Below are 12521 nucleotides of genomic sequence, written 5' to 3' on the forward strand. Positions count from 1 at the left end.
CGTAAGGAGTTTTTGAGACGGTTCAGCTTTAACAAAATACCACTGAAAAATTCTAGAAATGTTGTGTATTTTTATTCAAAATACTTGACAAACTTGTCAGTCAACTTTTACAACTTTAAATTATGATTTATACTACTACCTTTTTAGATTTTATCGAAGAAACTAGATTTTTAAAACTACAAAATAAGTTTGCTTCTTATGATGTTAATTCTTATCCATATGATGAAACTTATGAAAAAATTGTTGAAGGAGATTTCAAAGTTTTAGAAAAAGATATAAACCCAATTACAGAGGAAGAAATATTTGTTTATAAATCGTTTTATGAAGATTTTATAATCCCCTCAATATCAACATTAGCCGGGAGATATATTAACTATTTTAAAAATAAAACTGAAAACGAAATGTTTGAGGAAGAAAAAATAGCATCATTTGCTAGGCATCAATTGAATAGACTTTTTAAAATAGAAATTAAAGCTAAGGAAATTAATTATCTAAACGACGTGTCAAAAGATTTATTTATAAAACAGATTAAAGATGTAATCGATTTCTTATCAGATGATTATATAATACCTAGTTTTTCTTTAGACAGAAAAATTAAAGTTAAAATGAATAAAACAGATATAATAGTATTATTCTTATTATTAAGAGAGAATAAGAAAATTGTTTACTATACTAATACTGAGTTTAGGTTGATTCTAGAAAAAACTTTTCTATATTTTAATGAAAAAGATAAAACATATTACGATATATCTACAAAACCTACTACAATTAGTGATATACTTAATGGGAATAGACCAATAAATAATTCTTTAAAAAGATTGAAAAACTTATTTCAAGGCGAAGAATTTTATAATACTTTAAATTAATAACTATAGGGGTAAAAAAATACACCCCCACTTCATCAAATCTTCATTTGCATCTTTGCAACAGATTATAAAAAGGAATTATAATCTGAAGTTCATTGACATATTGATTTAAAAGAGTTGCTCAATTGTGAGTGGATTTTAAAAATAAATATTAATTAAATTTTTAAACGATGAAAGAATTCCGTTTTTGGAAAAATGAAGAAGGTAAAGTAAGTATTTCAAATGCAAAATTATTGAAGTTTTTAGAAGTAAATGGATTTATGAGGATAAGGTTATCAGCGACAAATTTTATGTTGGTTAGAAAAAATGATAACAAAATTAGGCAAACGTCAGAAAGTGAAATCATAAGTTTTGTAAATGCATATCTAATTATGCATAAGCTTTATGATGTACAAGAACAGTTAGTTAAAGGTATCGGTAATTATATTTCAAGTAAAAAATTATGCTTTTTACCAACTGAAGATTTACCTAATGATAGAGATAGTAGAGATAAAGGTATTATGTATTTCAAGAATTGTTATTGTGAAATAACTAAAGATGAAATCAATATCAGAAATTATAGTGAACTACCACATGTTATTTGGGAAAATAGACTTGTAGATTTTGAGTATGCTAAACCTGATAAAACTAAAATAGGGCAATTTGAACAGTTCTGTATGAATATTACAGGTAGAGATGAAGTTAGATTTGAAGTGCTGAAAACAATTTTAGGTTACCTAGCCCATAGAAGTAAAGAAAGAGGAGAAACTAAAGCAGTTATTCTATATGACCAGAATATGTTGTTGAATGAGAAAACACACGGAGGAACAGGCAAGACATTGTTGATGGATGCTATTTCAATGATTAGAGAGTTGGAAAAATTTGATGGTAAATCGATAAAATCAGATAGTTGGTTCAAAAATCAAAGAATAAACATTACAACAGATGTTATAGTTTATGATGATTTAAACAAGAATGTAAGTTTGGAAATGTTTTATTCAATGCTAACAACTGGAGTAGAAATAGAGAAAAAAAGAAAAGATGCTTTTTATATTCCTTTCGAACTATCACCTAAAATTGTGATTACATCAAATTATCCTATAAAAGGTCCTGGAGGTTCTTCTGATAAAAGAAGAAGATATGAATTTGAATTAGCAAATTATTATAATGAAAAATTCACCCCTGAAACAGATTTTAAGAATAGATTTTTTGATAAGTATTGGGGAAATGATGAATGGAATAAATTTTACGAGTTTCTTATGAGGTGTTTACAGTCATATTTGGATCAAGGTTTACTAGAGGCAAAAAAGATTAATATTAAAAAAAATAGCTTGATAGAAAAAACATCAAGAGAATTTGTAGAATTTGCTGATGAATATTTGAAGTTTAATATAGAATATGACAAGAGAGATGTTGGAAGTTTTTACAATGAATTTTATCCAGATAATCAAGTAACTCCTCATAGGTTTACTAAATGGTTAAAAGAGTTTTGCCAAGAAAATGACGCAAGTCTAGAGTTAGTTTCGACAGGAGGTAAGTACAAGTTTAAAATGATTGAAAAAGTTGTAAAAGATGACAAAAATAGTTTATAAGGTTACAAATAAAGAGACTGATGAGGTTTATATAGGAGTTACAACAAAATCAGTAGAAGAAAGAAAAAAAGACCACTATCAAAAATCATCGATAAAACAACAAAGGAAGTTTTATAAGGCAATTGGGACGTACAGTCCCGATGCCTTTACTTGGGAACAGATAGATACTGCATCTACCAATGATGAATTAGCAAAAAAAGAAAAGAATTATATTTTGAAATACAATTCAAAAGAAGCAGGTTATAATTCTGATAAGGGAGGAGGTATTAAGAAGACTATTTACAAATATAATTTAGATGGTAATTATATTGATAGTTTCTGTTGTTTAAAAAAAGCAGGAGAGTCTGTTGGAGTGAAAAAACAACAAATTAGTAGAGCTTGTATAAATAAAAAAAACTGTAAAGGGTTTTATTGAAGTTATGATTTGTTAGATAGATTTAAGATTGTTAAAAATGATAAGAGAATAAAGAAAGTAATTCAATTAACACTCGATAAAGTGTTTGTTAATGAATTTAATTCAGTTTCAGAAGCATCTATAATGACAGGTCTTAATAAAACGAGCATAGCAAAAGTTTGTAGAGGAGAAAGGAAAAGTTCTGGTGATTTCATCTGGAGTTATTTGTAAGGTTAAGCAAAAAAAGGGTAGTATTTATACTACCTTTTTTTCAGAAAAAATATTTAAAACATTTAGGGAATAATTATATATTTGTTTTTGTTGAAAAAAAATAGCTTTAAACAGTTTTCTAGAAAAGAAAGTAACTTTTTACTTAAAACTATGACTGTTATTATCAGATAATAAGTACGATATTTTATATATGAAAAATGCAATCGATATATTTAGCGGAGCAGGAGGAATGAGTATAGGAGCATGCATGGCTGGTATAAAGATTGATTTAGCAATAGAATTTAATTCACAAGCAGCTGATACATTTAAATTTAATCATCCTGATACAGAAGTTATTTGTGAAGATATTAGAGAAGTTAACATCAAAGATTCCTATAAAAGGCCATTTATACTTTTTGGAGGTCCGCCTTGCCAAGGATTTTCTATTTCTAATACTAAAACGAGGAACATAAATAATTCTAATAATTCGTTATTTAAGGAATTTGTTAGGATGGTAAAAGAAAGCAAGCCCAAATGGTTTGTTTTTGAAAACGTAGAAGGATTTGTTACTTTTCAAAAGGGAAGTGTTTTAAAACAATTATGCGATGAATTTGCTCTACTTGGGTATAGTACATCTTATAAAATTTTAAAAGCTTCTGATTATGGAGTTCCTCAAAATAGAAATAGGTTTTTTATGGTTGGAAATAATGTAGGTGTTGATTTTTCATTTCCTGAAACAAATAATATAAAAGTTACAGTTAAACAGGCTATTAGTGATTTACCAAATGTAAATAATGGTGATGTTATTGAAGAGCTTCCATACAAGATGGGAGAGGTTAGTGAGTATGCTCAATTAATGAGAGTAAATTCAAATAAATCTAGACAAAATTTTGTATCGAAGAATCAAGATTATGTAATTGAGAGGTATAAACATATTTCAGTAGGAGAAAATTGGAAATCAATTCCAGAAGAATTAATGAAAAATTATTCTAATAGGGCTAATTGTCATAGTGGTATTTATAGAAGATTACATCCTGATAGACCTTCAGTAGTAATTGCAAATTATAGGAAGAATATGTTAATTCATCCTTATGAAGACAGAGGGTTATCTGTGAGAGAAGCAGCTAGGCTTCAAAGTTTTCCAGATAATTTTATTTTTAAAGGAAGTTTAATGCATATTCAACAACAAATAGGTAACGCAGTACCTCCTTTATTGGCAAAAGCTGTTTTTGAACAAATAATTGAGTTGAATGAGAAAAATAATTTATAGAAGTGAGAATTGATTTAAATGAAGACATAGAAACAGAGTTTCTTAAATTTAAGGATGATTTAAGGTATTTTCCTTTAGGAAATGACTATGTTCATATTTATAAGGGATTTAAAACTAAATTTGATAAAGAGATTCACCCCGAAGTAAAGGTTAAAATATTAGAAATAGAGAAAGAGGGGTATTATAATGATCATGGTGTTGACCATATTAAAATGGTAATTCAAAGAGTTTCGTGGATTCTGGGTGATTTAAATGTAACATTTAAAAAAGAGGAGGAGGATTCTAAATTTTATATATCCCCTTATGAGTTGTTTATATTATTGGTGGCGATTCAATTACATGATACAGGTCATTTAATTGCTTCAAGAAGAGATCATGCTAGAAAAGGTGCAGAATTATTAACTAAATTTGATAGTGGAAAAATTCTTAGTTCTGGTGAGCGTCAAACGATATCAAATATTGCCAAAGCTCATGGAGGAAAAGATGATCCAATAGGAAAATTACCTTCTGAGGATGATATTTCTCATAAGACAATAAGACCCCAATTTTTGGCTGCATTATTAAGATTAGGGGATGAACTTGCTGAAGATCAAACTAGGGCATCTAACTTTTTATTAGAAAATAAAAGCATTGTTCCTACAAGTGTCATATATCATTTGTATTCTGCTAGCTTACAGAGTGTAAGGGTTAATGGAAATGAATTAAAGTTAAAATTCTATATTTCTGATGAGGTTTTAGTTAAGAAATTTAAAGTCGTTACAAAAAATGGAGAAGAGGAAAAATTTCTTTTAGATGAAATATACGATAGAACTTATAAAACATTTACGGAAAGTATATATTGTAGCAGGTTTTTGCCTGAAAAATGTAGGATTAATTCGGTGAAGGTAGATGTTAATTTATTTAATAAAAATGATGATCAAAATTTTAAAACTCTTGCTTATGAACTTAGAGATAGTGTTTATCCCGGTTCAAACAGAGAATCTATTTTTTCAAAGAATGAATCACTGTTCGAAGGAGGTAAAATGATAGATGGTCAAAATGTTTTAGAGTTAATTATGAAAAATAGAGAAGGAAAGAATGAACCCGTTTGAAGTTAAGACACCTGAAAATTTAAAAGCGTCAGAAATACATGAATTATTTGTTGATGTTTTCACTGATTTTGGTCAAGTTAAAGAGGTTTTTCATACTTTCTTAAATGGACCAAGAGGTTCTGGAAAGAGCATGATGTTTAGATATATGATGCCAGATTGTCAAATCTTAGAAAAAGGTTGTTCTTTAAATGAGTTAGATTTTTTCTCTTTATATGTTCCTATAAAATTAACAGATATTAATTATCCAGAATTAGGTAGACTCAAAGATAATTCTAATACATTCATAAATGAACATTTTTTAACAACTTATATAGCGGTAAAATGCTTTAAGGATTTAAAATCATATGAATTAGAACCTTATGTTGATTTTTTTAAAACTTTTTACAACGAGGCCTTTTTATGGTATGTTGAAATTTCAGGAGAAGATGTATCAAGTTATAAAGTTGAGTTGGCATCTAGTGAAGAGTATTTGGATAAAATGATTAAGATTTTAGAAAAAATGCTGATTCTATGTAAAAGATATTGTAAAAGCGTTGCCAGTCACCCAGAAAGTAAAGAGGAATATAAAGGAGCTTTATGTAATTATTTAGATTTTTTGTACCCTTTATTATTAGAGCTTAAAAAATTGCCTTTTATGCCTCAAAATAAGCCTATATTTTTATTAATGGATGATGCTGGTTATTTAAATGATATTCAAACTAAAATATTGAACACATGGGTTTCTTATAGGAATTCTTCTGAGGTTAGTTTGAAAATATCGACTCAATTGGATTATAAAAGTTATAAAACGGTGACGAATAAAACAATTGACTTTCCTCATGATTATTCACAAATTAATATTGCTACAATATATACGTCTTCAGATAGAAAATACTATAATAGGATTGAAAGTATTGTAAGAAAAAGAATCAAAAAATACTTAAGTAAGGATATAGAGCCTAGTGCATTTTTTCCTTCGGATGAAAAACAAAATAAGAAAATCAAAGAATTTTTTGATAAAATAGAAGAAGAACATACTAATCCTGATAAACCTTATGCGGGGAAAGATGCAGCTAGAAGATATGCAACTTCTGAATATGTTAAATATTTAAGGAAGAAAAGATCTGGAGGAACCTATAGTTATGCTGGTTTTGATAATCTCGTTAATATTTCATCAGGGGTAATTAGATATTTTTTAGAGCCTGCTTCACGTATGTTCTCTGAGTTAGAAACTCAAAAAGAAGGAGATATACAAGATGTCAGTTATATACCTAATAGTATCCAAAATGAGGAAATTGTAAAGTTTTCTGAAAAATTTTTAGAAGATGAATTTAAAAAAATATTTGAGGAGCATGGTAAGTTACAAGGTGGGGAGAATTTGAGTAAAGCTGATAAATTATATAATTTAATAGAGGGGTTAGGAGGTATGTTCAGTAAAATATTTGTTTCAGATAGAACAGAGAGAGTAGTTTTTTCAGTAGCACTAAATGATAAACCAGATAAAGAATTACAAGATGTAATAGATTTAGCAATTAGCTACGGGTATCTACATCAAAGTTCTATTGGAAATAAACATGGTACAGGAAGAAGTAAGTTGTATGTGCTAAGTAGAACACTAGCGCCATATTTTAAATTAGACCCTAATGGGTTTAAAGGATATAAGTTTATGAATAGTAGTTTACTTAAAATGTCTTTGGTTGAGCCTCAGAGATTTATAAAGGAAACAACAAAGTATTTTGATACAGAAGAGAATTCAGATTCAGTTCAAGTAAGTTTATTCGATGAATTAGACTAAAAATTATGAAGAAAAACAAAATAGAGATAATTGATCATTTAGGTAATATTGATTTGTTTGTCTGCTCATCTGGATTTGAGAGTAGGTCTTCTTTTTTAGGTTCATCATTAAATTCTTCTAAAGTTAAAGATTCGGTTGTTTTTCATTTAGATGAAACTTATGCCATTGCTAATAAGAATATTGAATTAATTAAAGAGAATTTGAAATCTTTAAGAACAATTATATATCCTAAAAATGAGTCTATTTTAACTTTTGATATATTTTATAATTTTTTCTTGGATTATGTTGATGAAGATGAAAAAGTAAATGTTGTTATCGATATAACCACTTTTACAAAAGAAGTACTTTTAATTATATTTAAAGTAGTTTCGTTACAAAAATTTGCGGATACTTTTATAATCAATTTAGTTTATACACCTGCTGAAAGTTATCCAGATTGGTTAACTAAAGGAGTAAGAGAGATTAGATCAGTTTATGGTTATTCAGGATTACATTATCCATCAAAAGAATTACTTTTAATAATTCTTAACGGTTTTGAGAATGAAAGGACAGAAGAAATAATAAACTCCTTTGAGCCAAATGGTATTTTATTAGGTAGGCCAACACGCATAGATTCAATTAACGATGGGTTAAGTGTTATATCGGATGAAAAATACAATTATATCAACAGTAGATATGAATCTTTGATTCTTGAAAACTTTGATTTTTCTTGTCAAGATATATCAAAAACAAAGAATTTACTAAGTGAGCTAGTTAAAAAATATAGTCAAGATTATAATATAGTTATATCTCCCTTGAATAATAAGGTTTCAACATTAGGAGTGGCATCTTTAGGGATTCAAAATGAAGATATTCAAATTTGTTATGCCTCAGCAAACCAATATAATATTAATTCTTATTCTAAAGGGTGTGATTATTTTTTAGTTTTTAACTTTAACGATTTACTTAAATATTGATTTTTTGGGTAAATAATCAATTAAGAGGATTGTAAAGGAATACTTTAAGGTATACTACTAATAATAGAATAGAAGTAAATACTATAAATACTGATATTATTTAAACAGGTTCGAATCCTGTCGCGATCACAATAAGCCTTACTAGAAATAGTAAGGCTTTTTTGTTTTATAAAATATGCATTTTACATTGTATATTTCTAGTTAGAGTTTTGATTGGTTTATAAATCTTCTACAAAGTAATTTTAAAACTATATAATAGATGTAGTTTATTTATAAAATTTTTCATTGTAGTTAGAGTAATTATAGAAGTTTTTGAATTAGCAAAAACTTAATTTATGAACCTAACATAAAGCATAATTGTTAATGTTGTGTTAATTAGTAGGAATGAATGGCTATGGTTTTGACTATTAGTTTTTTAATTAGTGGTAAGCTTTTGGTTAAAAAGTAAAAAACTACCCTTTTGTTTAGGTTTTTTTTTGGCTGATAACTTATTTTTGTAATAAAATTAACTATGATGAAACATAAGTATTCTAGAAATAGATTATACGTTAATCCAGAAGAACAAAAGCTTATTAAAGACTTTCCAATTTTATTGGGTGGGGCTGGTATTGGAAGTATAATAGCTGAATGTGCATTACGTTTCGGATTTGAAAATATAACTATAATTGATGGTGATCAAATAGAGGAGTCTAATTTAAATAGACAGAACTATACGGAAAAAGATGTATCAGCCAACAAAGTTGATATTATAAAAGAAAGATTAAAATCTATAAATAGTAAGGCAAACATAAAAGTACATAACTGTTTTTTAACAAACGATAATGTTAAAGGATATATTAAAGGGCATAAAATAGCAATTAATGCTTTAGATTTTTCATCTGAGGTTCCTTTACTTTTTGATGAAATTTGTCAAAAAATGGATATTCCTGTTTTACATCCATACAACTTAGGCTGGGGAGGCTTAGTAACAATTATTTCTCCTAAAGGATTATCGTTAAACTCTATTGCAAGAAAAGGGGAGAATTTTAATGAATTAAATGTAGTGGAATATGTTTCTAGTTATATGAGATTTTGGGGAAAACCTCAGGAGTGGCTAGAAGATATAATAGATAAATTTAAAAATGAAAAAGAAAAATTATCTCCTCCTCAGTTATCAGTGGGCTCTTGGGTTGTAGCAGGTATGTGTACACACATACTTTTTAATATAGCTACACAAAGGGAAGTCAAGAGTTTTCCTGAGTTTTACCTATCTTCTTTACAAGATTAAGTTAAAACTAAATTAGTTTATTGTTGGTGGCATATACAATTGCTTCTGAAATATTTGCAACTTCTAATTTTTCAAATAATTTTCTTCTATGAAATTTAACAGTATCAGGAGATACATACATTGTTTCTGCCATTTCATTGATTGTAAATCCTCTGACAGAGAATCTTAAAATTTCCTTTTCTCTATTAGATAATTCTATTTTTTCTTCTACTTTCCAGAAATTTCCCTTCAAATCATATCTAAAAATTTTATTCTCACCTTTTTTAGATATTTTAATGTTTCCAGAGTTTTGCTCATTGGAAATTGATATTATACAAATAGCTTTCCATATTTTTCCTTCATTGGTAAGAAATAAAGGAGTAAGTTTCTGGTTTATTAAAAGTATTTTTCCTTCTTGGTTTTTTAAATGAAAATCATAAGAAATGGAATGGTATATTCTTTCCTGAATGGGTATTTTCTCATAAAAATCAAAACCGACAGTGTTTATTTTTAAAAGTAGCTCTAAGTCTTCAGGTATTACATAATTAAAATAAAAAAGATAGCCCATTTCCTTAACTTCTTCTGCGGTATGCCCGCATAAAAAAAGAGGGTTTTCAGAAACGAATTCAAAACCTTTTTTTTGATAATCAATTACATAGATACTCTTGTAAGTGGTTCTTGCAAAGGCTTTTATGGCCTCTGCATAGTTTTCAGTCTGTTTTTTCTCTTCATCAGAAACATTATATACAGTGTTTCGTGATGAAAAAAAGTCATTCACGTCATTCATAGATTAGGGGGGCTTTGACCCCAAATTAAGTAAATAATTTAGTAATAAGCAATACTTTTTTAAAATATAAATCCATTTCTGTTTAACCTCATAAATTCTTGTATCTACTACTATTTTGTGTAGTGAGTTGATGGCTTTAACTAACTAGCTTTGAGCGTAGAATAAAAATTATAATACTTATGAAGAGTTATTTAGAAAGACTGTCAAATAGTGAAGTGCTAAGTTTATCAAAATTTGTAGTTGAAGAAAATTTTAATCATCATTTAGGAAATATTGAAAAAAAAAAGTTAGAGAAAGATATTTTATCTGTTTATCAAGAAGAAATAAAATACATTGGAAATTCTAAGATTTTTGTTTGTAAAGATGATTATAAAGGTATAACAGGTGCTATACGAGTTTTAAAGTGGAATTATATTGACAAGTTACCAATTGAGAGTATTTTTGGAATAGATCCTTTAATGGTTGTTGAAGATAGAGATTTGCATGAAATATGGCATATAGGTCGTTTTGCAATTAAAAAAGGAGTGAATGACCCCAACTTGTTTAAAAAGTTAATGGTATGTGCTATTTCACCTATTTGTAAACATAAAGGTAATATAGCTTTTGCTGAATGTGATAGTAAGTTGTTACGAATACTAATGTTGTTAGGAATAAAACCAAACATAGTTGGAGAGTCAATTAATTATTTAGGTTCTGAGACAATTCCTATAAGCTTACCTTATGAAGGGCTCATTGAATTCTATGAAAGAAATAAAGATCTAATTTTAAATAACAAGCTACTCTAAAGCTGAATATAAAATTAAAAACTACCCTTTTGTGTAGCTTTCCCCTTTTTTTTCCATACTATATTTACCCCGTTCTAATTGAGAAATAATAAAAGAAATCCCTTGTGACAGGGAGTAGCGAAGCTGTGTTTCGCATTTATATGTTATGATGAAATTTGATTGTGGTTGGTACGTACTGTATGTTAAATCTTGCTGGGAAAAAAAAGTTCATGAATCTCTAAAGGAGATCTCTTTAGAGTCATTTTTACCTCAGGTGAAAACAGTTAAGCAATGGAGCGATAGAAAAAAAGTTACAATGAAACCATTATTTCCTTCTTATGTGTTTGTATATATCAATTCATCTTTAGGTTTTCATAAGGCATTATCTGTAAACGGAGCTTTCTCTTACATTCGTTTTGGAAAAGAATATGCTAGAGTGCAAGAAAAAGAAATTAATCAAATAAAGCTTTTGACTGGAGATGAAAGTATTGAAGGAATAGAGATAACTTCACATCGCCCCAAAGTAGGAGAAATAAAAAAAATAACTTATGGGCCTTTAAAAGGGTTAAGTTGTGAAATCATTAAAGCGTATAATCATAAAAAAATTATTGTGAGGATTGATTCATTGCAACAGAATATTATGGCAACAATTCCTTTATGTGTCCTTGAGGAATAAATCATAAATATAGATTTAGAAGTCTAGAAAAAAACTACCTTTTTAAAGGTATAAAAACAAGTTGTATTTGTAATATGAAACAGCAAACATAGGCTTGTTTAAAGAAAATAAATAGCTAGGTTTTTGTTAATTATTACTACTAAAAGAAATTTTAGTGATGATAATTAATGCTCTTTCAATTAGTAAAAACAGCTAAAAACAGTTTTAATTTATTATCCAATATTGCTTTTACTTTATTCTGAAATACAAGAAGCAAAACAAGAATTTCTATTAGATATTTATTTAGGTATTTTCCCAAATTCGTATAAAGAAAGGCTTTTAAGATATCAGAGATGGCAAGATATCCAGTTGTCTCTTTTAGGGAGGTTATTGGTAAAAGAAGGGTTGTCTTATTTTGGTAAGAAAGTAGATTTTAGTGAGTTGATGTTTAATGAATATGACAAGCCCTATTTCCAAAATAACAGTATACAATTTAATATATCCCATTCAGGGGAACTAGTTGCTGCTATTTTTACAAATGAGCAAGTGGATATAGGTATTGATATAGAAAAATCACATGATATAAAAGTAGCTGAATTTAAGAGTCAAATGACTCCATACGAAGAACAGAAAATATTTAATTCAGAATATCCACAACAAGAGTTTTTTAAATATTGGACACAAAAAGAAGCGGTTTTAAAGGCAATGGGAAAAGGGTTGTCAATTCCGTTAAAATCATTTGAAGTAAAAAATAATATAACACATATTGATGATAGAGCATTTTTTGTTTCAAAGATAGACCTAGAAAAAGAATATATCTGTCATATATCTAAAAGCGAAGAGTTTAATAACAAGGAAATTATAGTAAGGAAAATTAGTATTGAAGAGTTCCTTAATATGAAAAATATTATTACCCCATAAGTATTATAAATAAGTT

General features: G+C 27.8%; 13 protein-coding genes. 11 read left to right on the plus strand and 2 right to left on the minus strand.

Going from position 1 to position 12521, the window contains the following annotated elements; translation table 11 throughout:
• Window positions 1-122: 122 nt before the first annotated feature.
• From D6T69_RS06835 to D6T69_RS06845, 3 genes are all read left to right on the plus strand, one after another.
• Entirely contained in the window at window positions 123-866 is a 744-nt protein-coding gene (locus D6T69_RS06835) for a hypothetical protein (protein WP_125067035.1), read from the plus strand.
• A gap of 170 nt (window positions 867-1036) precedes the next feature.
• A complete protein-coding gene (locus D6T69_RS06840) occupies window positions 1037-2437 on the plus strand; it encodes a primase-helicase family protein (RefSeq protein ID WP_125067036.1) in 1401 nt (466 codons plus the stop codon).
• Window positions 2418-2852, plus strand: coding sequence for a GIY-YIG nuclease family protein (locus D6T69_RS06845; RefSeq protein WP_240628383.1), 435 nt, complete (start codon window positions 2418-2420; stop codon window positions 2850-2852). Before D6T69_RS06840 ends, D6T69_RS06845 begins: the two co-directional genes overlap by 20 nt.
• A gap of 62 nt (window positions 2853-2914) precedes the next feature.
• Here the strand turns inward: D6T69_RS06845 and D6T69_RS16165 are convergent, their stop codons facing one another.
• Window positions 2915-3046, minus strand: a complete 132-nt coding sequence (locus tag D6T69_RS16165; protein ID WP_262706668.1) for a hypothetical protein — start codon at window positions 3044-3046, stop codon at window positions 2915-2917.
• A 206-nt stretch (window positions 3047-3252) separates the two neighbouring features.
• Here D6T69_RS16165 and D6T69_RS06850 point away from each other — a divergent pair, with 206 nt between their 5' ends.
• The 5 genes from D6T69_RS06850 (at window position 3253) to D6T69_RS06870 (ending at window position 9399) form a co-directional block, all read left to right on the plus strand.
• Window positions 3253-4311, plus strand: a complete 1059-nt coding sequence (locus D6T69_RS06850; protein WP_125067037.1) for a DNA cytosine methyltransferase — start codon at window positions 3253-3255, stop codon at window positions 4309-4311.
• Window positions 4312-4313: 2 nt separating this feature from the next.
• Entirely contained in the window at window positions 4314-5402 is a 1089-nt protein-coding gene (locus D6T69_RS06855; RefSeq protein ID WP_125067038.1) for an HD domain-containing protein, read from the plus strand.
• A complete protein-coding gene (locus D6T69_RS06860) occupies window positions 5389-7176 on the plus strand; it encodes an ORC-CDC6 family AAA ATPase (protein ID WP_125067039.1) in 1788 nt (595 codons plus the stop codon). Before D6T69_RS06855 ends, D6T69_RS06860 begins: the two co-directional genes overlap by 14 nt.
• A 5-nt stretch (window positions 7177-7181) precedes the next feature.
• The gene (locus tag D6T69_RS06865) at window positions 7182-8132 is read left to right on the plus strand and encodes a hypothetical protein (RefSeq protein WP_125067040.1); all 951 of its coding nucleotides are present in this window, start codon (window positions 7182-7184) and stop codon (window positions 8130-8132) included.
• A gap of 511 nt (window positions 8133-8643) precedes the next feature.
• Window positions 8644-9399: a ThiF family adenylyltransferase gene (locus D6T69_RS06870; protein WP_317125311.1), complete on the plus strand. Its 756-nt coding sequence runs from the start codon at window positions 8644-8646 to the stop codon at window positions 9397-9399.
• 7 nt (window positions 9400-9406) lie between these two features.
• Here the strand turns inward: D6T69_RS06870 and D6T69_RS06875 are convergent, their stop codons facing one another.
• Window positions 9407-10165 carry a response regulator transcription factor gene (locus D6T69_RS06875; RefSeq protein ID WP_125067041.1) on the minus strand — a complete coding sequence of 253 codons (759 nt, stop codon included), beginning with the start codon at window positions 10163-10165 and terminating at the stop codon, window positions 9407-9409.
• A gap of 179 nt (window positions 10166-10344) precedes the next feature.
• Here D6T69_RS06875 and D6T69_RS06880 point away from each other — a divergent pair, with 179 nt between their 5' ends.
• The 3 genes from D6T69_RS06880 to D6T69_RS06890 all read left to right on the plus strand — a co-directional run bounded on the left by D6T69_RS06880 (window position 10345) and on the right by D6T69_RS06890 (window position 12505).
• Window positions 10345-10950: a hypothetical protein gene (locus D6T69_RS06880; protein WP_125067042.1), complete on the plus strand. Its 606-nt coding sequence runs from the start codon at window positions 10345-10347 to the stop codon at window positions 10948-10950.
• 145 nt (window positions 10951-11095) lie between these two features.
• On the plus strand, window positions 11096-11605 hold the full coding sequence (locus D6T69_RS06885) for a UpxY family transcription antiterminator (protein WP_240628384.1): 510 nt from the start codon (window positions 11096-11098) through the stop codon (window positions 11603-11605).
• 222 nt (window positions 11606-11827) lie between these two features.
• On the plus strand, window positions 11828-12505 hold the full coding sequence (locus D6T69_RS06890) for a 4'-phosphopantetheinyl transferase family protein (protein WP_125067043.1): 678 nt from the start codon (window positions 11828-11830) through the stop codon (window positions 12503-12505).
• The last annotated feature ends 16 nt before the right edge of the window (window positions 12506-12521 follow it).

The organism is Tenacibaculum singaporense (assembly GCF_003867015.1).
GTDB classification, from domain to species: Bacteria; Bacteroidota; Bacteroidia; order Flavobacteriales; family Flavobacteriaceae; genus Polaribacter; species Polaribacter singaporensis.